Genomic DNA, 23926 nt, shown 5'->3' with positions numbered 1-23926 from the left:
GGTAAAAGTATATACAATAAATCCCGGTGGCCCTCTTCGGCTACCGGGATTTGTTGTTCAAAGGGCGTTTCAATTACTTTATGGCAAAGGATTTTTTGATTTTGATCAGTGCGGCAGCAGAAGTGTGTTTCTCCAATTGTTGTACCAGAAGTTCGCTCGCATCTGCAACGCTGCCCTCAAACGGTTCAATACCTTGACGCTTCATCCAGCAGCCTGAGGTCTCATAAGCAGAGCTGTTCCAAGCCACCTTGCCTTCAGCGAGGCCTTCTTTTTCTTTGGTGCCGCAGATGACAATGGCACACATGCTTTGAAGGTCCAGCAGCCCCTGATCAAATGCTTTTTTGTCCTCTTTGGCTCCAAAACCTGCCAGTGAACGTAATTTCCGTCCATCAATCCCCTCCTGCTTCTCGATTATCTCATACAGTTTGAATGCTTCTCGAGAGAGGAGACCCGCGTCATATTGTTCTTCCATGACTCTGGAGTCCGCTAGCAGACGGTGCACCCATGGGAAATATTCGCGTGAGACAAGAACGGCTTTCTTTTTGAGAAATTTGCCGTAGGCAGCGATCCCTTCCTCAGCCAGACGTGAACGCCACAACCAAGGATCAAGCTCGTTATCCTTGTGCCAGTTTTCTTGAGGCGTTATAGAGGACAATGAAGGGTATTCAGGAAATAAAGGGGCGAGTGGGAGCAGTCCCACAGCCTCTATTCGCTGCACAGCTTCTTCGTAAGTAACGATCGATTCATGCTCATTCATCATGATTTGGCAGGCTCCTTTTTAGCGTGTGTTACAACGATTATTGTTGGAAGTAAGATACTTCTGGTAGACTTCCTCGGCATGTTTGCGAATATCGCAGCGGAGGTTCTCGGGTTCAAGTACTTCTGCTTCACGTCCAAGTCGATAAAAGAATCGTACAGCCCAGGCCCACTCACCAGGAGGGCAAAGAAAGGACAGTTCCCAGACATCCGGAGCAATCTCGGTCATCCGTTCTCCAATATGCTTGTCCTGTTCTGCCTCGATCATTCCGCTGTAACTCAGACGTGCGGTAACACGGGTCGGAGAAGGATCGGGAGATTTCGGTTTGCTGCGCTGTCGCTTTGCCTTTTCTGCCAGCTGTTGTGATTCAAGCAGCTCAACTGGCGTAACGTCCAGAATGCGGTCTGCCCTGAACAGGCGCTGTTCACCGTGCTCCTCCGAATACGCTTCACAATACCAGAAACCGGCTGAAGCATAGACTCGAATGGGGCAGATTGTTAGCCAGCGTTGACGGGAAGCAGAGCGGTACAACATACGCAGCCACCCCTGTTCCGGGATACAAGCCAGAAGCGGTTCCAGATGATGAAGGATGTAGTTTCGCTCGGGAACATCATGCTGCAGTTGTTTGAGCATGGGGTCCATCCTTGCTTTGACATCATCCGGAATAATGCTTTTGATTTTGTCCATTAATGTCCAGCGCTTCTCTTGAAAAGGGGTATCTGCATAATGGCTTAGGCCTTCGAGAGCAAAGATGAGAGTAGCTGCTTCAACCGGGTCTAATTGCAGTGGGGGCAGTACATACCCCTCCATAAGTCTGAAGCCGCCTCCGGGACCGGAGATAGCAATGATCGGGACATTCATCTCTGAGAGAGATTGGATATCCCGCAGGATGGTACGGCGGGAAACTTCAAACTTTTCTGCAAGTGAATGTGCCGTTTCGTGACCGTGCTGCAATGCCATAACGATGGCGGCAAGCCGATTTGTTCTATTCATGTCAGCCACTCCGTTTCGAGGGTTGCGCCGCCGGAAAGGATGCTGGAGTGTTCCTCTCATTGTAGCAGTGTATAAGTGACATCATGATTGTCACCAATATTTCGCAGCATTATATTATTTATTTTTTACAGTGCAGCGCCTACTTTAGGAGGGTCGCTTCCTTTTCCCGGCGGGGCGTCGTTAAATTGTGTGTCTCGTCCAATTCGCTTCGCTTCTCGGTATTTCCTTCTAACCGATAGCCTCACAAATAATGACAAAAACCCGTATCCGGTCTAAACGGATACGGGAAGTAGCAGATTGAAACAAGTTCAATCATATAATACTTTAAATTTTAACAATTGACACGTTTTTAAGCCACGGATAGTGATCGGTGCGATTTCCATGTAACATGTTGTATCATTAATTTTCGAATATTATTTCATTTCAAGCAGCTGCACACCACGTCCTTCAATCTCGATCGTACCTGAAAGTGACCGATCTGTGAGCAAATCATGAGCCTTAGCTTTGCCCAAATCATAGGATTGAGTGGTAGCATTGTGATTCATGACAAACAGGTACTGTTGTCCATCCTTGGTACGAGCAGTCACTTCAACACCTTCTGGAGTATCCAGAAGAGAAGCAATATTTTTGTTTGCAGCCAGTTGTCCCAGCAAGCCGTCCAGGAATCGATCTTCCGGATCGGAAGCTACATACCAGGCTTCACCTTGACCAAAGGTGTTACGGGTTACCACAGGCATGCCTTTGTAGAAATCGTCCCCGTACTCGGCAATGATATCTGCACCTTCACTGTGCAGCAAGTCACACAACATGCCGCAACCAAATTCTCCTTCAAGATCCCCATAAGCCTCTTTCATGACAATACGGTTTCTTTGCTCAGGCAGCAGTGCATCAATTTCTTCGACCCAGATACCGAGCAGTTTGCGAAGTTCGCCAGGATAACCACCGGTTGTTACGATGTCACTCTCATTGACGATACCACTGAAGAAGGTTGTCAGGAATGTACCGCCTGCTTCAACATACTTCTCCAGCTTGGCAGCAAAGCCTGGTTTAACCATATAGAGTACCGGAGCGAGCACGATGTCGTATTTGCTGATATCGGTATCCACACTAACGATGTCCACCTGAATGTTGCGGCGGAAGAAGGCAGCGTAGTATTTGTGAATTTGATCTACATAGTTCAGTGCAACCGTAGGCCCGCTGGATTTCTCGATTGCCCACCAGTTATCCCAGTCAAACACAATCGCCACTTTGGCATCCACGGTAGCATCCAGCGTTTTGTCTCCCAGCAACTGCAATTCCTTGCCCAGCTCCGCGACTTCACGGAATACACGGGTATGTTCATGGCCGACATGTTCAATAACTGCACCGTGATATTTCTCGCAGGCGCCAACCGAACGGCGGAGCTGGAAGAACATGATCGTATCCGCGCCATGAGCAACGGACTGGTAGCTCCACAGGCGCATAACGCCTGGGCGTTTCAATGAGTTATAAGGCTGCCAGTTTTGCTGGCTTGGTGTCTGCTCCATGAGCATGAACGGCTGTCCGTCCTTCAATCCACGCATCAGATCATGAGCCATAGCTGTGAAACTTACCGGAGTCGCAAGACCCGGATAGCTGTCCCAGGAGACGATATCCATATATTTAGCCCATTTGAAATAATCCAGCTGTTTGAAGAATCCCATCAGATTGGTTGTAACGACCGAATCCGGGATATGTTTTTTGATCGCATCATATTCCAGACGGTAACAATCAAGCATACTGTCGGAGTTGAAGCGGGAGTAATCAAGCGAGATGCCCTGGAAGGTGGAATTGTTGTTTCCCCAGTGCTCACTCAGATTGCTTGGCAGTACAATCTCATCCCAATCGTAGAATGTGTGCCCCCAGAAATTGGTGTTCCATGCCTTGTTGAGCTGCTCCAGGGTCTGATAACGTTCTTTGAGATACACGCGGAACGCTTTCTCGCAGTTATCACAATAACAGTCGCCGCCATATTCGTTGGAGATATGCCATACAAGCACAGCCGGGTGATCCTTGTAACGATCCGCCAGCTTGTCTGCAATTTTCTCGGAGTATTTGCGGTAGGTTGGGCTATTCGGACAGGAGTTATGCCGTCCACCGAATTTGCGTTTGCGTCCATCGGCATCCACACGCAGTACATCCGGGTATTTCTTCGCCATCCATGCTGGATGGGCAGCAGTGCTTGTCGCGAGACAAATGTAAACACCGCTTTCATAGAGACTGTTAATTAACTGGTCGAGTCCTTCAAAATTATAAGTAACTTCATCAGGCTGAATCAGTGCCCATGAAAATACGTTGATGGTCGCAATATCAATACCTGCCAATTGGAACATGCGCAGATCTTCAAGATGTGTCTCATGATCCCATTGTTCAGGGTTATAGTCGCCGCCGTAGAACATTTTGGGTAACTTGCTGCTAATCAAATGTGTTCACCTCTTGTATAAGAATAAATCTATACTATATGATGGATATGACTTTTAAAATATAAGAAAAGTAATGAAACATATAAGAATATGGAACTGTAATTTTGGTTTTTGTTCAAAGGAGAGAATCCCTATGCTCATCACACCCGATCATCGGCGCTATTTTATGACCCCACGCGATCAGCCGCTTCCGCTCTACATCGAAAGTATAGGGTATAACGGCAATCAGGAGAATGTGTACAGACCTGCCGGATATCCTTGTTATCACTGGCTTCAGACGGTGAAGGGAGCTGGAGAGTTTAAGTTTGCAGGTTCCACTGTACTGCTGGGAGAGACTTCCGGCATTTTGCTACCGCCGAATGAGCCGCACGAGTATGTACGCTCGCAAGGAGAATGGGAGACACTTTACATTACATTTGGAGGCGGCCAGTGCCCGGCCATTACAGAGTCGCTTGGTTTGGGGGAGGCAGCCCTTCACCAGTGGGATTCAGAGAGCCCGCTTGAATACTATGGGAGGGAAGTGCTGGGTTCCATCAGCAGTGACCAGGATTTATCCGGGTTGGAAGCGTCAGCGGACATGTATCGATTTCTGATTTTGCTCAAAAAACATGGCATGACGGGCAGTCGTTCTTCGATTTCCCATGCCGTGGAACGGCTGGCTCCGTTAATTTTGTTTATGAATGAACACTATGCCGATCCCGAAATCGGTCTTGAACAGATGGCCGCCATACCCGGCATTACGCCTAGGCATCTGAATACTCTTTTTAAACAATCTTTTGGCATGACCGCCTACAGTTATTTCATTCTCCTCCGTATTCGTAAATCGAAAGAATGGATGACAGGGGACAGCAAACTGACCGTCAAGGAAACGGCAGCGAAGGTTGGTTTTCGGGATGCGAGTCATTTTGTGGCTACATTTCGGCGGATTGAAGGCGTAACTCCAGAGCAGTATCGAACGTTATATTAATCCGTCTGAGGTACAAATGTGCTATAAAACACTGTTCAAGCATGAGGATTCCGTGTAACCTGTTACAAATTGAACAAAAAGTGATGCCAGGAAGGTATTGATGCGCAAGGGTGCTACCCGTTATGATGATATCGATTCCTTAGATTGGAAAATGACTATACGGATCAACGTATCCGTTCAACTTAGAGAGGATGATTGAAGTGACATCAACTATACCATTGTGGGACCATGCAGCACCTTATGCGGCCAAGGGTCATGAGGATGAAATGCCCCATCTGATTCCATTTATTCAGCCTGGTTCCGAGAGCGCTGTCATTATCTGTCCGGGTGGAGGCTATGGATTTTTGGCCGATCATGAAGGAGCTCCAATCGCTGAATTGCTGAACCGTGCGGGAATTAGTGCATTTGTGCTGAAATACCGTGTGGCGCCTCACCAGCATCCGGCACCCATGACAGATGGTCAGCGTGCGATCCGTTATGTACGGGCTCATGCCGAGCAATATGGTATTCAGCCTTCCAAAATTGCCGTGCTTGGTTTCTCGGCGGGTGGTCATCTTACAGCCACGTTGGGAACCTTGTATGACGAGGGTCAACCAGATCATGAAGACCCTATTGAACGGGAGAGTTCGCGTCCGGATCGGGTTATTCTTTGTTATCCGGTAATTACGATGGACTCCTATGGACATGCCGGTTCTCGTGAAAATCTGCTTGGGTCAGATGTGTCTGCTGAACAGATCAAGGCTTTCAGTGCGGAGCAGCAGGTGAGAGCCGACGCTCCTGAAGCATTCATCTGGCATACGAGTGATGATCAGGCGGTCCCTGTAGAGAACAGTTTGCGTTACGCGCTTGCCCTGGGTGCACACGGCATTCCTTATGACTTGCATGTATTTGAAAAAGGTTCACATGGTTTGGGATTGGCAGAGGATGACCATGCCGTTCGGGCCTGGTCTGATCTGTGCCTGACCTGGCTTAAGAATCAAGGGTGGTAACCCGGCACCTGGCTGATCTATGTCTTTCCTGAATATGAAATATGAATACGAGTGAACTCACATATTTTAACGCTTATGAGAGCGAAGGAGAAAACGATAATGAAATTGCAAAAGAATGATAAGCTGCTTTTTATCGGAGATTCAATCACGGATTGTGGCCGTGAACATCCTGTTGGTGAAGGTAGTTCTGGACTGGGGCATGGCTATGTGGCGCAAGTGTATGCCTTGCTGCGTTCCATCTACCCGGAATTGATGTTACGGATTCAGAATGTGGGTAATAGTGGGAATACGATCCGTGATTTGAAGCAGCGTTGGGACCGAGATGTGCTAGATCTCAAACCAGATTGGCTAACAATCATGATCGGGATCAATGATGTATGGCGTCAATTTGACAATCCGTTATCCACAGACTCGCAAGTTTTTCTGGAAGAGTATGAATCCACACTACGAGATCTGGTTGCTTCTGTTCGTCCTGGGTTGAAAGGACTTGTTCTGATGTCTCCTTATTATTTGGAAGCCAATCCGGAAGATCCGATGCGGGCTACGATGGATATATACGGTGAGGCTGTTCGTAGAGTGGCCGCTGAATATGACGCCATTTTCGTGGATACACAGGCTGCATTTACTCCATTCTGGGATCATTTCTATACGTCTGTGCTGACTTACGATCGGGTTCATCCCGATGCAACAGGCCATATGGTGCTTTCCAAAGCGTTCTTGGATGCTATTGGTTTCGAATGGTCAGGCGACGTCAAATCTTAAAAAGGACGTGATGGCATGAGCGATTTGAACATTGCAGTACATACCCCGGCACTGCTGGGAGAAGGTCCAAGCTGGGATGCTGAACACAATCGATTATTATGGGTGGATATTGAAAGCTATAAGATCCATGTATACGTTCCGGCTACAGGAGAGGATCGAACTTATGATGTTGGCGAGCATGTAGGTGCGGTTGTGCCATACCATGATGATGAGGTTGTCGTTGCTTTGCGAAGTGGCTTCCACACCTATAACTTGCTCACGGGAGAGTTACAGCCGATTGAAGATCCGGAGAAAGGCAAGGACAACAACCGTTTCAATGACGGGAAGTGTGACGCTCTTGGACGCTTCTGGGCAGGGACGATGAGTATGAACAATGAAAGCAAGGCGGGGGCATTTTATTGCCTGGAGGAAGGACAGCCTGTTCGAACGTTGTTCAGGGATGTATCCACATCCAATGGTTTGGGCTGGAGCCCGGATCAACAAAATATGTATTACATTGATACGCCGACACGATCCATTGACCGTTTTGATTTTGATTTGGCTGCTGGAGAGATAACAAACCGGACAAGTATAATTGCTATACCGGAAGAATTTGGCTATCCGGATGGAATGACTGTAGACAGTGAGGGAATGCTGTGGGTTGCCCACTGGGGCGGAGGAAGAGTCACTCGTTGGAATCCGCATACAGCAGAGCTGATGCAACAGATTGAGGTACCTGCAGATCAGGTGACATCCTGCTGTTTCGGAGGACCTGAATTGGAGGACTTATATATTACGACTGCTCGCATTGGTATTCGAGAAGAGCGGCTGACAGAGACGCCGAATGCTGGATCTCTATTTGTAGTCAGACCGGGTGTGAAAGGGCAGAAAACCTACGCATTTGGCGGGGGAGCAGCAAAGTCGGATACGAAATGAGAGAAGGACCGTGTTACTAGAACGTTGTTCTTCGTCTATAAAATATTTATCAATGAAGAAGGATGCTGTTTTAAACAGCATCCTTTTTTTATATTTTTAAAAGCGATACGCAGAAAAAATCACAAAAAATAAATTGGAGCAGAAGGGGATTTTTAATTGCCATCGAATGTTATTTATTGCAAGTATAATCCAATGGATGGTAATCGTAATTTGATTTATGAAAGCGTTTTATAAAATTGGAGAGGAGGTGGGGCTGGTTGTCTGATCCAATGCATTAAATGTCTGACACTGCACTCATCAACATGATGACACAGCGGGGTTTACCGGATGCGATGAACATATTGAAGAGGAGGCTAAGTAATTATGAAAACGTTTTTGGGAAAGCTGCGGGTGATGAGCCTCACGGTTGCTGTTGCAGCAGTTTCGTTGGGAGTACTCGCAGGAACAACACATGCGGCACCTAGTGATCCATACCAGTGGAAAAATGTCGCGACCGGGGCAGGTGGAGGTTTTGTACCGGGGATTATTTTCAATGAGTCAGAGAAAGATTTGATCTATGCCCGGACGGATATTGGGGGAGCCTATCGCTGGAATCCTGCGAATGAGAGTTGGATTCCACTCACCGATTTTGTCGGCTGGGATGACTGGAACAAAAACGGAGTCGATGCGCTGGCAACAGACCCGGTTGACCCCAATCGAGTGTATATGGCTGTCGGCACGTACACGAATTCTTGGGACAAAAACAACGGTTCCATCCTGCGCTCTACGGATCGCGGTGATACTTGGCAGACAACAACTCTTCCGTTCAAAGTCGGAGGTAACATGCCGGGACGTTCCATGGGGGAACGCCTAACCGTTGATCCGAATAAAAATAGCATTTTGTATTTTGGTGCACGCAGTGGCAACGGACTCTGGAAAAGTACGGATTACGGCGTAACGTGGATCAAAGTAACGAGCTTCCCGAATCCGGGTACGTATGTGGAAGATCCGTCTTATGAGTATACGAGTGACATCGTGGGTCTTTCTTGGATCACATTTGACAAATCAACAGGTTCTGCTGGACAGGCAACACAGACCATCTATGTCGGGGTAGCCGACAAAAATCAAAGTATATACCGCAGTACGAATGGAGGCGCAACGTGGACTGCTGTTGCTGGACAGCCTACAGGGTATTTGCCTCATCACGGAGAACTGGATGCCAATGGAAATCTTTATATCTCTTACAGCGATGGTGCGGGCCCTTATGATGGGGAAAAGGGAGACCTCTGGAAATTAAATACAACTACAGGAGTATGGACCAACATTAGTCCAGTACCAAGCAGCAGCACGGACAATTACTTTGGATACGGCGGACTGGCTGTAGATGCTCAGCATCCTGGTACACTGATGGTGGCAACCCTCAACTCCTGGTGGCCTGATGCCAATCTGTTCCGCAGTACGGACAGTGGAGCTACTTGGACCCGCATTTGGGAATTTGAAGGATATCCAAACCGTAAAATGCGCTATACACAGGATATTTCGGCCGCTCCTTGGTTGACCTTTGGGACGAATCCTGCACCGCCTGAAGTTTCTCCAAAGCTGGGCTGGATGATTGGCGATCTGGAGATTGACCCGTTTGACTCTGACCGCATGATGTATGGAACAGGTGCGACCATCTACGGAACGAAAAATCTGACAGACTGGGATGACGGGAACAAAATCAATATTTCAGTAATGGCCAAAGGGGTCGAGGAGATCGCAGTTCTGGATCTGATCAGCCCGCCAAGCGGAGCACATTTGTTAAGTGGGGTAGGGGATGTCTCGGGATTCCGTCATAACGATCTGGATCAGGCACCAGCTACGATGTTTACCAGTCCCAACTACTCTTCTACGGAAAGTCTGGATTTTGCAGAATTAAGTCCCAACACCATGGTTCGCGTAGGGAAAGCAGACTACAGTGCTGATCCGAACGCAAAATCTATTGGTTTATCCAGCGACGGTGGGACCACGTGGTATAAGGCGAACGCAGAGCCTGCCGGTACAACCGGAGGAGGAACCGTAGCTATCTCTGCAAATGGTAACCGACTTGTATGGAGCACGTCAGACAAGGGAGTGCATTATTCTACTGGCGGCAACTCATGGACAGCGAGTTCAGGTATACCTGCACAGGCAAAAGTGATCTCTGACCGCGTAAACCCGAACAAATTCTATGGATTTGCTGCCGGTAAAGTCTATGTGAGCACCACTGGTGGTGCCTCCTTTACTGCATCTGCGGCTACCGGGCTTCCGGTAGAAGGAAATGCAGATCTGGACGCTGTTCCAGGTACGGAAGGCGAACTTTGGTTTGCAGGTGGCAGTGAAGAAGAAGGGCCATATGGTCTATGGCATTCCACCGATTCAGGAGCGACCTTTACCAAGCTTGCAAATGTGGAGGAAGCGGACAGCATCGGTTTTGGTAAAGCGGCACCTGGGAAGAATGTGGTCGCGCTGTACACGATTGCAAAGATCGACGGAACACGTGGATTTTTCCGTTCCGATGACGGTGGGGCGAATTGGGTACGGATTAACGATAATCAGCATCAATATGCACGTGTGACCACGATTACAGGTGATCCACGTCTATATGGAAGAGTGTATCTGGGTACAAATGGACGAGGCATTTTATATGCTGACCGCATTGGTGGGAACAATGGTGGTGGAGAAGGTGGTGGCGAGACTCCGGTGACCAGTTCGGCCATCACACCAGTGAATGCGGAATTTGACAAGAATACAGGCAATCAGGTAGATATTCCTGTAACGCTGACACTGAACGGAAATACGCTTAGTGCAATACGTAATGGCAATACAACGCTGGTTTCAGGTACGGATTACACATTATCGGGCAATCAGGTTGTGTTGAGTAAAAACTATTTGGCTTCGTTGTCCAAGGGAAGCGCAGCGTTAACCTTTCATTTCAGTGCAGGCAATGATGCGATCCTAAATCTGAATATTAAGGACACAACGGCTGTACCTGCGGGAGCTATTCGAATTGAGATGTTTAATGGAACGACTTCAGCAACGGGTAACTCCATTAATCCCAAGATCAAATTAACGAATACAGGCACTTCGGCCATTAATCTTTCCGATGTCAAAATTCGTTACTATTATACGATCAATGGCGCTCAAACCCAAAACTTTTTCTGTGACTGGGCAACAGCTGGAAACGACAATGTTACAGGCACGTTTAGTGCGTTGCCGACCCCAGTAACCGGAGCAGATTTCGTGCTGGAGATTGGCTTCAAAACTTCTGCGGGTTCATTGGCAGCGGGGCAAAGTACTGAAATTCAGGCACGGTTCTCCAAAACAGACTGGACCAACTACACTCAGACGGATGATTATTCGTTTGCTCCAAGTCACACAGCCTATACTGACTGGAACAAGGTAACGGGATATATTGCCGGAAGTCTTCAATGGGGGATCGAACCTTAGACCTGAACTTAAGTAAAGTTGGAGTTAATCTAAACGTACATTGATAAAAAGTCCTGGCTCGCCGAAAATGATTCATGGCGGACCGGGGCTTCTTATTTTGTCGAAATATAGTGTACACTAAAGAGAGTTTCCATTGCTTAAACGTTCGTTTTGAGATATAAAAAGAAGTACAAAACTTTTAAATTAATGTAACCGCTAACACGGGGAGGCCATTCTATTCGATTCATGATGGTGTAACCTGCACAGACATAGAAGAGAGATTAGACAAGGGGGTCAAGGGTCATGAACCGGTTGTGTAAGGTGCTGATTGTTGACGATGAGTTTCTTGTAAGGCAAGGCATTAAGCACCATATGAACTGGGAAGCTGAAGGTTTTCAGATTGTAGGTGAAGCTTCCAACGGGGAAGAAGGGCTTGCACAGGTACAATCGTTACAGCCGGATATTGTCATTACGGACATCGTGATGCCTGTGATGGATGGGGAAACATTTGTCCGGACGTTAAAAGCCAGTCACCCGCAGATTGAGGTTATCGTACTTAGCAGCTTCAGTGAATTTGAATATGTACGTTCAACGCTCCAAAATGGAGCAGCAGACTATATTTTGAAACCTAAACTGGATACCAATGAATTATTACAAGTACTTCAGCGTACGGCTGGCAAAATTCCCGAATTGCAGTTTGAGCCTTCACATGATGGGTGGAAGCTCGGACAACTGATGGAGAAGATGCTGTCCGGTTTTACGTTGGATGAAGAAAACGAGATGCATATGATAAGGGAGACGTTTCCTCACCGATGTTTCCGTCTACTCGTATATAAGCCGCAGGATACGCAAGTACATGTGCACAAGTTGGATAACGAGCAGTTGGAGTCCAGGTTACGAGACCTGCTCCCTGATGTGGAGTGCGCAATCGTTCCGGCCGAAGGCACGTCGCCAGTGGTGCTTCTTAATGTTGAGCCTGCGAAGGATGAATGGATGGTGCAGCGAATTAAGGAGTTGGCGAGCGAGAATAAGGATGGGCAGGACGGACCTTGCTGGGTGCTGAGCGACAGTTTCTCTTCATTTGAAGAGATGGGGGACGTATATCGAACACGTCTGATCAAGCTAATGGAGTATCGCTTTTATTATGAGGACCGATCTATTCTGGTGTATGGCGAACTTCCGCCTCTTCACCCTGCCGGGTATCAGTTCAATGTGAACATGTTTTTGCAGCATGTGAAGCGAAATCGAACCGAAGCGGCAAGAGAATATTTGCAGGAGCATGCCCTTACGTTGGGGCGGGATTATATTGCGGATGTGTTTGAAATTAAGTCCTTTCTGGGCAATCTGATTTTTAACGTAACCATTACGTTGGCGGATATGGATGTGCAATCTGCTGCGTTGGAAGAGAGCAAGTATGCCTATTTCAAACATGTGGATGGTGCTTCAAGTCTGACAGAAGCGATGAACGTACTTGATCAGTTTATGGCTGAGGTACAGGAGTGCACGACTGGAGAGGGCGCAAAACGAAGTGATCCGAATATGAAAATGCTACTGGAATATATGCATCAGCACTTTGATCAGCCGCTCGGACTTGCCGAAGTAGCCAAGCATTTTCATTTTAATCCATCGTACTTGTCCAGTTATTTCTCTTCACACAAAAAAGAAGGCTTTAACGAATATTTGAATAAAATTCGGATTGAAAAGGCAGAGGAACTTTTGCGCTCGGACGATGTCACCATCTCCGAAATTAGCAGTATGGTGGGGTATTCCGACCACAGTTACTTTTGCAAGGTGTTCAAAAAATTTACCGGACTGTCACCGAGCCGATACCGGCGAAAATTCTGGGCATAACGTCAGAAGGAAGAACTAAATGAAGAAATGGATGAATGCATTTTCAAGGCTAGGACTTTTCCCTAAACTGTTCCTCGTTATGTTCGTTAGCATCATTCTTGTCTCCGTGCTCATCCTATGGACATCGATTCATATGTCGACCAAGCTGTTTACCGAGACGTTCAGTATTACGAACTCCAAGGTACTTAGCCAGATCAAAACGAACTTTGAATCTTTTAACGATGCGATTGCTGCTGTATCCAATAATGTTAGCCAAAGCGGAGCAATTCGTGGTTATCTGTCTGAGGGGGAGGGGGACTCCCTCACGATGGCAAAATCCTACTATAATATGAGGGAAACGATGGACCGGATTCAGTCGATTACAGAGTCCTATGAAGTCGGTATAACGATTAGCGGTATTAATGGGCGTACGTATTCCACCGATCGGTCTCATCTTCGTTTATCAGCGGATGAATTGAAAGAACAACCGATTACGCTGGAAGCAGCGGCCAGTCCGAATCGCATCATTTTTGACGATTATCAGACGAATGATGAGACTGCCCAGCAGATGATCTCAGCGACCAAGGCATTGACGGATCGTGCCCAAAACCGACTCTATGGTACGTTGTATGTCACTATGAGAGAGAACGCATTTCGTCAGTTCTACAGCAGCTTCACGAGCAGAGGCAATGATGTGGTTATTCTGAATGATGCAGGTGAGATTGTATCGTCCAACCGTGAAGAATGGATCGGTACCACTCAACTCGAATTGCTGACCTATGCCAGAGAAATGAACAACGAAAGTGTAAAAGGTGTAAATGCACGGGTCATGGATCAGGACAGTGTGGTGCTGTCCGAGTACTTGCCCTTTTATCGGTTTTATATCGTAAACGTCGTCGATAAGGATCTCGCGATGGGGCAACTGATTGACATGAAGACGATTGCCCTGATCTGTGCAGCCATTGTAGCCGGAGCGCTCATACTCGTGTTCCTTATTACGAATCAGATCACCAAGTCGCTGCGCCGACTTGTGAAGCAGATGTCCAATATAACCAAAAGTGATCTGGACAACTATATTCCAGTCAGTGGGAGTTATGAGAGTCGACAGTTAGGTCACGCCTATAACTACATGCTGGACGAACTTCATGACTATGTGGATCAGCTGGTACTTACACAGCGGGAGCAACGAAATGCCGAGCTGGCGGCGCTGCAAAGCCAGATTAATCCTCATTTCCTGTACAATACCCTGGCTTCCGTGAAAGTCCTGGTTCAGCAAGGCAACAAGGATAGGGCTGCCGAAACCATTAATGCGCTGATTTCCTTATTGCAAAATACGATTAGTAACGTGAGTGAGACGATAACGGTGGAGCAAGAGGTCGAAAACCTGAAGAACTATGTATTCATTAATCATGTCCGATACGGAGGGCGTATTAAAGCAGCCTTCTACGTAGCTCCGGATTGTACGCATTATCATGTGCCCAAACTGGTGATTCAGCCTTTTATCGAGAATGCTTTCTTCCATGGATTCATTTCCAAGGAAACTGGCACCATTCATGTAATGGTCTCCAGAGCCGGAGAGTCATTGATATGCGAGATTATGGATAATGGGGACGGGATCGAAGGATTCTCCATGGGGGAGTCGCTGCCTAATCCGAAGAATAATCGGCAATTGTTTAGTGGCATCGGTATTCGGAATGTACATGATCGCATAGAGCTTTTGTATGGAGCACCTTATGGTGTAACCATAATGAGCAAACCGGGAGAGGGGACAAGAGTTACTGTTACACTCCCGTTGATTACAAGCTGAGCAATAGGATTGGATTGAAAGCAAGCTCGTTATTTTTATGAAAAGATGACTTTAATAGAAGGTCTTCCTAGGTTGTCGATGACAACACGGGAAGACCTTTTTGGTGCTCAGAACGTAAGAATTCAGCCAGGCTTGTAAAATATTCAGATCAAAAAAATACAAAATCAAAAGAAATTACAAAAAAACAAATTTAATGCAAGCGGTTTCTGTAAAGGTTTTCATTGAGGCAATAAGATGACAAATCCACACAAAATTATTACTAACGAATGAAGATTTGGGAATGATAAGATGACTATATCGAAAGCAACCGCTTTCAGAAAACGCAAACAAATTACACATAAAGAGGTCGAAGGGGAGTTGAATCTTTTGAAAAAAATGTGGGTACTTATGCTCGTTACTGTCCTGCTGTTGTCGGCATGTTCTTCCGGTGGTGGAGGGAACACGGCAAGTGAGGGTGAAAAAACCTCCAATGAAATTACGATTTGGGCTTGGGATAAGGCGTTTAACGTCGCTGCGTTAGAAACAGCAAAAGAAGCTTATCAGAAACAAAACCCTGATCTGAAAATCAACATCATTGAATATGCTCAAGCTGACATTATCCAAAAGCTGAACACAGGTTTGAACTCAGGAACAAGCAGCGGTCTTCCGAACATCGTTCTGATTGAAGATTATCGTGCGCAAAGTTTCCTGAACGCTTACCCTGATGCGTTTAAAGATATGTCTTCTACCATTAAAGCTTCCGATTTCGCGGAATACAAACTGGGACCAACTGCTTTTGATGGCAAACAGTTCGGTGTTCCGTTTGACTCTGGTGTAACAGGTCTCTATTACAGAACAGATCTGCTGGAGCAAGCAGGCTATAAAGCAGCTGACCTTCAGGACATCACATGGGATGATTACATCAAAATCGGTAAAGATGTGAAAGCCAAAACAGGCAAAGATCTAATCACACTTGATCCTAACGACTTGGGTCTGATCCGGATGATGATCCAATCCGCAGGTTCATGGTATTCCAAAGAAGATGGCAAAACACCTGATCTGGCTGGCAATGCAGCACTGAAAGAAGCATTTGTAACTTATAAAGCAATGATGGATGCAAATGTCGTTAAGCTGAACTCCGACTGGAGCCAATTCGTGGCAGCATTCAACAATGGTGATGTGGCTACCATTCCTACAGGAAACTGGATTACTCCATCTGTTCGTCAAGAAGCATCCCAATCCGGCAAATGGGCGGTAGCTCCGCTTCCTAAAATGGCTGGACAATCGAATTCTGTACACGCATCCAACTTGGGTGGTAGCTCTTGGTATGTCATGAATAATGTTGCTGGTGCAGACCAAGCTGCTGATTTCATGGGTAAAACATTCGGTTCTGACAAACAATTGTATCAAGATTTGCTGAACAACATTGGTGCGATCGGCACGTACAAACCGGCAGCAGAAGGTGAAGCGTTTGATAAAGCCGACGAGTTCTTCGGTGGACAAAAAGTGTTTGCTGATTTTGCAAAATGGACGCAAGAAATCCCTAGCGTAAACTACGGTATCAACACATATGCCATCGAGGACATTCTGGTTGTTGAAATGCAAAACTTCCTGAACGGCAAAGCGATTGATGACGTTCTGGCTGATGCACAGAAACAAGCTGAAGCACAATTAAACTAAGATGATCCACGGTAACTTATAGAACCCAAGGAAGCATCGGAGCCGTTCCACTGTCTGGCACAAGCAACAGCCGACCCGGACATGGTAGAGGCTCCCTGGGTTCTATCCATGTTACACGGAGAGAGAGGAGCCACACTGTGAAAGCCAAAGCCATGAATACAGGAGACAGTCTGCAAAAGAAAAATAATTTGACTGGATGGGCTTTTATATCGCTCGCTGTTATCGGGATCGTTGCATTTTACTTTTATCCGATGCTGCAAGCGCTGCTCTTATCGTTCAAGTCGGGTGTAGGAGCCAATCTTGAATTTACGGGCCTAGCTAACTATAAAAGATTATTCATTGATACAACGTTCCGTACTGCCGTATCCAATACATTTCTGTACTTGATTATTCAAGTGCCTGTCATGATTATTCTCGGTTTGTTTATTTCCGTTTTATTGAATGACAGTACGTTGCGCTTCCGCAGCTTCTTCCGTACTGCCATCTTCCTGCCTTGTGTAACCTCATTGGTTGCCTACTCTGTCGTATTCAAATATCTGTTCTCTTCTGACGGAATGGTTAACCAATTCCTGATGAATCTGCACGTGATTGCTGAACCGATTCAATGGATCACTGACCCGTTCTGGGCTAAAATTACGATTATAATCGCCGTTACTTGGCGTTGGACCGGATATAACATGATTTTCTATCTGTCATCTCTTCAGAACATTGATCAGTCGATCTATGAAGCTGCACGGATTGATGGCGCGAATGCTTTCACGCAATTTTTCAAAATTACCGTTCCATTGCTCAAACCGATTATCCTGTTCACCTCCATTACATCGACGATTGGTACATTGCAAATTTTCGATGAGATTATGAACATTACCAAAGGTGGTCCGGGTAATGCGACGATGTCCATCTCCCAGTACATCTATAACCTTTCGTTCAAATATTCGCCGGACTTCGGATATGCGGCAACCGTTTCGTATTCCATCGTGCTGATGATTATCGTATTGTCCATTATCCAGTTCAAAGTGGCAGGTGAGAGAAATGGCTAAAGCAAAAGCAAAACGTATATTCACATATGTCTTTCTGTCCATCGTTGCATTTGTGTCCATCTTCCCGTTCTTCTGGATGCTTGTCAGTTCGACCAATGCTTCTGTAGATGTCACCAAAGGCAGACTGCTTCCTGGATCGGTTTTCCTTGATAACTTCAACAAATTGCTGGATTCAACGAATCTGGTACAGGCTCTTGGAAATTCGGCGATTGTTTCTGTTATTTCCACGATTCTTGCCCTATTGATTGGCTCTCTGGCCGGTTATGGATTCGAAGTATATCGGACGAAATCACGTGATATCGTATTTAACATTCTGTTGCTGTCCATGATGATTCCTTTCGCAGCGCTGATGGTTCCCTTATACCGGATGTTTGCTACGATCTCTGGTTTTGCACCGTTCATTGGAATCAACACCATGGCCGCAGTTATTCTGCCGACCATCACAACGGCGTTCCTGATCTTCTTCTTCCGTCAGAACACCAAAATGTTCCCGAAAGAAATGCTTGAAGCAGGCAGGATTGATGGTTTGAGCGAAATAGGCATCTTCCTGAAGATCTATATGCCTACGATGAAAACAACATATGCAGCTGCTGCGATCATCACCTTCATGAGCAGCTGGAATAACTACCTGTGGCCGCTCGTGGTGCTGCAAACGCCAGACCAACAGACAATACCGTTGTTAATCTCGAACCTCGGTTCCAGTTATTCACCGGATTATGGTGTCATCATGACCGCCATCGTCATCGCAACATTACCGACAGCCCTTGTATTCTTCATTATGCAAAAACACTTTGTGGCAGGTATGGTTGGTTCCGTCAAATAATGCATCATCAACAAACCGTCTGAATGGACGTCAATGCAGAAAAGAGAGAGGAGGGCGCCTGAATTGGTGTTCCTCTGTCTTTCTGTTTGTTTATGTTTGTTTCGTAAAAGGAAAATAAGAATCTGTACTGAATAAGTAATAAATATATTTGTTTTAAGAGGGAGAGAGAGCCGAATGAAAGCAACACATGCAGATATTAACTGGCTGGGCGATGTGAGCGTATTTGAAGTAAACCGCCTTAACGCTTACTCGGATCATCGCTATTACCGTACTATGGAAGAAGCGAAAGCATCCGGTGCAATGGCTATGCGCTACAATCTTAACGGAACGTGGAAATTTAATTATGCGATCCGACCGGATTGTCGCCCCGAAGCTTTTTACAAGCAGGAGTTCTCCAGTGCCGGTTGGGATGATATTGAAGTGCCGGGGCATATTCAGCTCCAAGGGTACGGTCAGATTCAATACGTAAATACACAGTATCCTTGGGATGGGTTAAACGATCTGCGTCCACCTGCATTGCCGCAGGACCAAAACCCGGTAGGCAGTTATATTCGCACTTTCCATTTGCCAACAGGCTGGCAGAACAGTCCGGTATATATTTCATTTCAGGGTGTGGAATCTGCATTCTATGTATGGCTTAACGGACAATTTGTTGGATATGGAGAAGACAGCTTCACGCCATCCGATTTTGATCTGACACCATTCCTCCAGGACGGAGAGAATAAACTGGCTGTGGAAGTGTATCAACGCAGCACGGGAAGTTGGTTGGAGGATCAGGATTTTTGGCGGTTCTCCGGCATTTTCAGAGACGTATATCTGTATACAGTGCCAGCTGCGCATATTCGCGATGTGCGGGTTGTGACGGATCTGGACAAGTCTTATACCAATGGTACATTAAACGTAGATCTTAAGCTTGAAGGGAAAGCTACTGCCGGAGCCAAAGTGGAGGCTGAACTGCGGGATGCTGAAGGCAACACGGTGAAAACATTTGGTGGTATTGAAGTTACCAATGGTCTGGTGAGTCTTCGTGAGGAGATTGGCCAAGTAAACTTGTGGAGTGCGGAGATTCCTTATCTGTATCGTCTGTATATTCAAGTATATGATGCAGCGGGCGAACTGGTGGAAGTTGTACCTCAGGCCGTTGGCTTCCGTACATTTGAAATGATCGATAAAGTGATGCACATCAACGGTAAACGTATTGTCTTCAAAGGGGTAAACCGTCACGAATTCAATCCACGTCGCGGACGCGCTGTAACCAAGGAAGACATGCTGTGGGATGTTCAGACGATCAAACAAAACAATATGAACGCTGTTCGTACATCTCACTATCCAAACCAAAGCCTATGGTATGAACTGTGTGATGAATATGGATTGTATGTGATTGATGAAATGAACCTGGAGACACACGGATCATGGCAGAAACTGGGTGCAGTTGAGCCTTCGTGGGTTATTCCTGGCGACCGTCCAGAGTGGCATGATATCGTTATGGATCGTGCGGTGTCGATGGTAGAGCGGGATAAAAACCATCCGTCCATTCTGATCTGGTCTTGTGGTAACGAGTCCCATGGTGGTGAAGTGATCTATAAAGTGTCTCAGTACTTTAAAACAGCAGACCCGACTCGTCTCGTCCACTATGAAGGAGTCTTCCATGATCGTCGTTTTAACGATACGAGTGATATGGAATCACGCATGTATGCCAAACCGGCGGACATTGAGGAATTCTTGAACGCAAATCCGGAAAAACCATATATCAGCTGTGAGTACATGCATGCCATGGGTAACTCCATTGGCGGTATGCATAAGTATACGGAACTCGAAGACAAGTATCCGATGTACCAAGGCGGCTTTATTTGGGATTACATTGATCAAGCCATTTACAAAAAAGATCGTTACGGCAAAGAGTTCCTTGCTTATGGTGGAGATTTCGGTGATCGTCCTTCGGACTATTCGTTCTGTGGAGACGGCATTGTGCACGCAGACCGCAGAGTGTCTGCCAAGATGCAGGAAGTCAAATTCCTGTATCAAAACATCAAGCTGTTCCCGGATCGGGAAGGTGTGAAAATCGTTAACGGTAATTTGTTCGCGGACACGTCTGAATTCGAACTGGTATACAGTCTGGACCGTGAAGGTCATGAAGTGCTGCGTGGAACGCTGGAGGTAAATGTGGGCCCACAAAGCGAAACCGTTGTGAAACTTCCACTTGATGTGGAATCTCTTGCTGGTGGGGAATATGCAGTGAATACCGCGTTTGTATTAAAAGCAGCAACATTGTGGGCAGAAAAAGGCGAGGAAGTTGCCTTTGGACAGTTTGTATTTGCTCAGGAGAAGTCGGAAACTGCGGTGTCGGATCTGAACCTGACAAATGAAATTCAGGTTGTTGAAGGGGACGTTAATATCGGGGTAAGGGTAGGCCAGACCCATGTCCTGTTCTCCAAGGCTTTTGGAACATTGGTATCCCTGAAGCTGTCAGGTCAGGAGACGATTTCACAGCCTCCAATGCCGTTGTTTTGGCGTGCGACCACCGATAATGATAAGGGTACTGCCATGGGCTTCGAGCTTGGGGCTTGGTATGCTGCAAGTCTGCTGCCTAGATGTGTGAACTGGAAAGCGGAACAAAACCCGGATCAATATCGGATTGAATTCACATACAAACTTAATATTTCGGCAGATGTACAAGTGAAAGTGGCTTATACCGTGCGTGCAGATGGTAGTATGCATGTGCATAATACGTATAAAGGAGCGGCAGGTCTGCCAGATCTTCCGATTCATGCGCTTTCCTTCAAGACATCACCGGAGTTTGAAAATGTAGAATGGCTGGCGATGGGACCGGAAGAAAATTATGCGGACCGTGCATTTGGAGCTCGTCTGGGTATCCATGACAGCAAAGTAACTGATACCGTTGCTCCATATCTTGTACCCCAGGAGTCGGGCAACCGTACGGGTGTACGTTGGGCCAAATTGACCGACAACGCAGGACGTGGGTTCAAAATTGAATCTGCTGCCGCTCCAGTCGAGCTGAATGTATCACCATATACGGCATTTGAGCTGGAGAATGCACAACATGCGTATGAGCTGCCTCCGGTGCATTATACGGTTGTAACGGTAGCCGGCAAACAAATGGGCGTAGGTGGTGACGATAGCTGGGGCGCACCGGTTCATCCAGAATATCGCATTGCCTCGGACGGCGAACTGCAATTTGAATTTGTCATTCGTGCACTGTAATAGCGCTGTATAAGATGTAGCTAAGGATAGAGGTCTCCAACACTGGGGGCCTCTGTTTGCTGTTATCAGATGATGATCTATGAAACCGCTACCGTATCTGTCTCGTACTGTACTGGACATGGATAAAGGAGGGGCTTATTTTGAGCAGAAAAGCAAAGACAGGTGTATGGGTAACGATTCTCGTCATACTAGGCATCATCGTAGGATGCTTAATCTGGTATTTCAACACGGCTTCAGGTGAACGTGCGCTAAAAACGATGCGATCCAACAACTCCGGGGGTCTGGAGCGTGTGGTCAACGTATACAGTAATTCGGGAGAATTGATTCATACGTATGAGGGTAAGATTGATTTGCAAGATACGGAGTATGGAAATAAGGTGCTTTTTGATCTGGATGGCAAACGGATTGTGATCTATAACGCGACAGTGATTAGTGAAGAGAAGTAAATGAGGGGCGGTGCAAGAGTTCAGGCAGGAGCATTCCGATGACACTCTTTCGCTCTTATGGTAAAATTAAGGGGATTAAGTTGAGTGGAGTGAAGGAGGGAAAATCTTGGGCAATGCTGCTTTAATCATATTCATTGCCATTCTCGGAATGGCTGTTTTCTATAGTACCGTTGCCTATTTCCTGATTCGGATGATTTCCAAAAAGGCTTTCAAAAGGAATTTGGACAGATACCAGATTATACAGATCATTATGCTGATGGCGATTGGTTTGATGATCATTCAATCCGTGAGATATCAGTCCTGGAATATGGCCTTGCCTGCCCTGGGTTTATTGATGCCGCTGTTGAGTTTGAATGTATCCATGCGCAGGAGAAGAGAATCCAATAAGGTGGATTGAGGGAAGAAACATGTCTCTACTGCCTGACGTTGTGTGCATCGAAATTAGCTAGAAGAGAGGGCATGTGCCATGATACTGGATAAATCAACCGACACCTCTGGATTAACGCAGGTAGCCGCACTTTCGGATGAATTGCTGCCTGTGTTTGATAAAGCAGAAAGTAAGTATCAAGCGTGTGGCATTGAGCTGTTCTTTGTTTTCAGATGTTTGCCTGAAGAATATGAGAGGAAATCGACGGTCAGATACGCTAAGAAGGACAATACGATTTACTTTGATATGACAGTCAGTGAGGATCAGTATAAAACGTTTAGCAAAAGCAGACAGCGATATGAGCTGAGTCATTATTTCTATGATTTTCTGAGCGACAAACTGAAGAAATATAAGATCGAACACTTGATTCATACGGAATTTATGAATGACATGGAAGAATGGCTTAAAGATATTGGATGGTTACAGACCGAATTCGAAGCCAGTATGAATGAATATAGGGAATAGTGTTGTCTGAGGGCAACGGTTTTATAATTGGTCAATGCGGTTATGGTACATAATATTGGATAACAAAAAGAAGCCCTCTTTCGAGAGCTTCTTTTTCATGGGAGAGGAGAAACCGGACGAAGAGCTTATGGGGAAACGTAAGTCTTCTCCGCGGTTGTCTACGACACTTGTGATGTCGATAATTACAGGATGGCCGGAAAGTTTCCTTTTTATACATATGCGTCAACAATTCGTCAACAATATTTCGACGAGAAAGCAGACGGACTATTTTTCAAACTGAACCCGATTGTGGTACGATAGCTTTATCAATAAACTTACATAGAGAGAAAAGGTGACTCATCAGTGAGAGTGGTATCTGGGAGTGCGAAAGGCAGACCGCTGAAGGCTGTTCCTGGCACAGGGACGCGGCCGACCACCGACAAGGTGAAGGAAGCGTTGTTTAGTATGATTGGCCCGTATTTTGAGGGCGGTACAGCATTGGATCTGTTTGCAGGCAGTGGTGGTCTCGGTATTGAGGCACTGAGCCGCGGCATGGACAAGGCTGTTTTTGTTGACTTGGAATCGAAAAGTATTGAAGTGATCCGTGCAAATCTGAAAGCAACCAAGCTGGAAGATCAGGCGGCTATATACCGGAATGATGCCAGTCGTGCATTGAAGGCGCTCGCCAAGCGAAGCACAAAATTTGATCTCGTATTTCTTGATCCGCCCTACCGTATGAAAAATGGGGACGAGTTAATGCTTACAATGCATGAACTGGATCTGCTTGAACCGGAAGCGACCATCGTGCTTGAATATGAATCCAAATATAGTTACCCTGAGCAATTCGGCCCGTTTGAACAAACGCGCAAGGCATTGTATGGGGAGACAGCTGTATCCATCTATTATTATGCACCTGCTGCAACAACAACAGAAGATGGAGAACCTAGCACAGCGGAAGAGGAGGCTCCTCATGAGTGA

The 23926-nt window shown here is 46.4% G+C and carries 18 protein-coding genes; 15 read left to right on the top strand and 3 right to left on the bottom strand.

Annotation, left to right across the window (positions count from 1 at the left end):
- Window positions 1-73: 73 nt before the first annotated feature.
- The 3 genes from MHB84_RS01860 to MHB84_RS01850 all read right to left on the bottom strand — a co-directional run bounded on the left by MHB84_RS01860 (window position 74) and on the right by MHB84_RS01850 (window position 4191).
- Complete coding sequence (locus tag MHB84_RS01860; protein WP_076289461.1) at window positions 74-760, bottom strand: AlkZ-related protein; 687 nt, start codon at window positions 758-760, stop codon at window positions 74-76.
- 18 nt (window positions 761-778) lie between these two features.
- Window positions 779-1750: a helix-turn-helix transcriptional regulator gene (locus MHB84_RS01855; RefSeq protein ID WP_076289462.1), complete on the bottom strand. Its 972-nt coding sequence runs from the start codon at window positions 1748-1750 to the stop codon at window positions 779-781.
- Window positions 1751-2163: 413 nt separating this feature from the next.
- On the bottom strand, window positions 2164-4191 hold the full coding sequence (locus MHB84_RS01850; RefSeq protein ID WP_076289463.1) for a beta-galactosidase: 2028 nt from the start codon (window positions 4189-4191) through the stop codon (window positions 2164-2166).
- Window positions 4192-4324: 133 nt separating this feature from the next.
- On the opposite strand from MHB84_RS01850, the gene MHB84_RS01845 reads away from it, so the two are divergent.
- From MHB84_RS01845 to rsmD, 15 genes are all read left to right on the top strand, one after another.
- Window positions 4325-5158 carry an AraC family transcriptional regulator gene (locus tag MHB84_RS01845; RefSeq protein ID WP_076289464.1) on the top strand — a complete coding sequence of 278 codons (834 nt, stop codon included), beginning with the start codon at window positions 4325-4327 and terminating at the stop codon, window positions 5156-5158.
- 200 nt (window positions 5159-5358) lie between these two features.
- Window positions 5359-6147, top strand: a complete 789-nt coding sequence (locus MHB84_RS01840; RefSeq protein WP_083678916.1) for an alpha/beta hydrolase fold domain-containing protein — start codon at window positions 5359-5361, stop codon at window positions 6145-6147.
- A 99-nt stretch (window positions 6148-6246) separates the two neighbouring features.
- On the top strand, window positions 6247-6909 hold the full coding sequence (locus tag MHB84_RS01835; RefSeq protein ID WP_076289465.1) for an SGNH/GDSL hydrolase family protein: 663 nt from the start codon (window positions 6247-6249) through the stop codon (window positions 6907-6909).
- 15 nt (window positions 6910-6924) lie between these two features.
- On the top strand, window positions 6925-7824 hold the full coding sequence (locus MHB84_RS01830) for an SMP-30/gluconolactonase/LRE family protein (protein WP_076289466.1): 900 nt from the start codon (window positions 6925-6927) through the stop codon (window positions 7822-7824).
- 363 nt (window positions 7825-8187) lie between these two features.
- Window positions 8188-11271: a X2-like carbohydrate binding domain-containing protein gene (locus MHB84_RS01825; protein WP_076289467.1), complete on the top strand. Its 3084-nt coding sequence runs from the start codon at window positions 8188-8190 to the stop codon at window positions 11269-11271.
- Window positions 11272-11553: 282 nt separating this feature from the next.
- Window positions 11554-13101, top strand: coding sequence for a response regulator transcription factor (locus tag MHB84_RS01820; RefSeq protein ID WP_076289468.1), 1548 nt, complete (start codon window positions 11554-11556; stop codon window positions 13099-13101).
- A gap of 19 nt (window positions 13102-13120) precedes the next feature.
- Window positions 13121-14887, top strand: a complete 1767-nt coding sequence (locus tag MHB84_RS01815; protein WP_076289469.1) for a cache domain-containing sensor histidine kinase — start codon at window positions 13121-13123, stop codon at window positions 14885-14887.
- A gap of 366 nt (window positions 14888-15253) precedes the next feature.
- The gene (locus tag MHB84_RS01810) at window positions 15254-16546 is read left to right on the top strand and encodes an ABC transporter substrate-binding protein (RefSeq protein WP_076289742.1); all 1293 of its coding nucleotides are present in this window, start codon (window positions 15254-15256) and stop codon (window positions 16544-16546) included.
- A gap of 152 nt (window positions 16547-16698) precedes the next feature.
- Window positions 16699-17586, top strand: coding sequence for a carbohydrate ABC transporter permease (locus MHB84_RS01805; RefSeq protein ID WP_072733438.1), 888 nt, complete (start codon window positions 16699-16701; stop codon window positions 17584-17586).
- Window positions 17579-18409, top strand: coding sequence for a carbohydrate ABC transporter permease (locus tag MHB84_RS01800; RefSeq protein ID WP_076289470.1), 831 nt, complete (start codon window positions 17579-17581; stop codon window positions 18407-18409). Before MHB84_RS01805 ends, MHB84_RS01800 begins: the two co-directional genes overlap by 8 nt.
- Window positions 18410-18583: 174 nt before the next feature.
- Window positions 18584-21631, top strand: coding sequence for a glycoside hydrolase family 2 TIM barrel-domain containing protein (locus MHB84_RS01795; protein WP_076289471.1), 3048 nt, complete (start codon window positions 18584-18586; stop codon window positions 21629-21631).
- A gap of 140 nt (window positions 21632-21771) precedes the next feature.
- Window positions 21772-22077, top strand: coding sequence for a hypothetical protein (locus tag MHB84_RS01790; RefSeq protein ID WP_076289472.1), 306 nt, complete (start codon window positions 21772-21774; stop codon window positions 22075-22077).
- 106 nt (window positions 22078-22183) lie between these two features.
- Window positions 22184-22474, top strand: coding sequence for a hypothetical protein (locus MHB84_RS01785; RefSeq protein WP_076289473.1), 291 nt, complete (start codon window positions 22184-22186; stop codon window positions 22472-22474).
- Window positions 22475-22543: 69 nt separating this feature from the next.
- Window positions 22544-22969 (top strand): hypothetical protein, encoded by a 426-nt coding sequence (locus tag MHB84_RS01780; RefSeq protein WP_076289474.1) that lies wholly within the window; start codon window positions 22544-22546, stop codon window positions 22967-22969.
- Between the two features lie 342 nt (window positions 22970-23311).
- Entirely contained in the window at window positions 23312-23926 is a 615-nt protein-coding gene (gene rsmD, locus MHB84_RS01775) for a 16S rRNA (guanine(966)-N(2))-methyltransferase RsmD (RefSeq protein ID WP_076289475.1), read from the top strand.

The sequence above is a fragment of the Paenibacillus sp. FSL F4-0087 genome, assembly GCF_038020215.1.
Lineage (GTDB): Bacteria > Bacillota > Bacilli > Paenibacillales > Paenibacillaceae > Paenibacillus > Paenibacillus taichungensis.
Note: the sequence above shows the minus strand (reverse complement) of the source record. Positions and strands in the feature narration are given on the sequence as shown.

Excerpts from the sequence above, each read along its gene's own strand:
- MHB84_RS01860 (WP_076289461.1), bottom strand. The coding sequence starts at position 760 with ATGATGAATGAGCATGAATCGATCGTTACTTACGAAGAAGCTGTGCAG.
- MHB84_RS01855 (WP_076289462.1), bottom strand. The coding sequence starts at position 1,750 with ATGAATAGAACAAATCGGCTTGCCGCCATCGTTATGGCATTGCAGCAC.
- MHB84_RS01845 (WP_076289464.1), top strand. The coding sequence starts at position 4,325 with ATGCTCATCACACCCGATCATCGGCGCTATTTTATGACCCCACGCGAT.
- MHB84_RS01835 (WP_076289465.1), top strand. The coding sequence starts at position 6,247 with ATGAAATTGCAAAAGAATGATAAGCTGCTTTTTATCGGAGATTCAATC.
- MHB84_RS01830 (WP_076289466.1), top strand. The coding sequence starts at position 6,925 with ATGAGCGATTTGAACATTGCAGTACATACCCCGGCACTGCTGGGAGAA.
- MHB84_RS01825 (WP_076289467.1), top strand. The coding sequence starts at position 8,188 with ATGAAAACGTTTTTGGGAAAGCTGCGGGTGATGAGCCTCACGGTTGCT.
- MHB84_RS01820 (WP_076289468.1), top strand. The coding sequence starts at position 11,554 with ATGAACCGGTTGTGTAAGGTGCTGATTGTTGACGATGAGTTTCTTGTA.
- MHB84_RS01815 (WP_076289469.1), top strand. The coding sequence starts at position 13,121 with ATGAAGAAATGGATGAATGCATTTTCAAGGCTAGGACTTTTCCCTAAA.
- MHB84_RS01805 (WP_072733438.1), top strand. The coding sequence starts at position 16,699 with ATGAATACAGGAGACAGTCTGCAAAAGAAAAATAATTTGACTGGATGG.
- MHB84_RS01800 (WP_076289470.1), top strand. The coding sequence starts at position 17,579 with ATGGCTAAAGCAAAAGCAAAACGTATATTCACATATGTCTTTCTGTCC.
- MHB84_RS01795 (WP_076289471.1), top strand. The coding sequence starts at position 18,584 with ATGAAAGCAACACATGCAGATATTAACTGGCTGGGCGATGTGAGCGTA.
- MHB84_RS01780 (WP_076289474.1), top strand. The coding sequence starts at position 22,544 with ATGATACTGGATAAATCAACCGACACCTCTGGATTAACGCAGGTAGCC.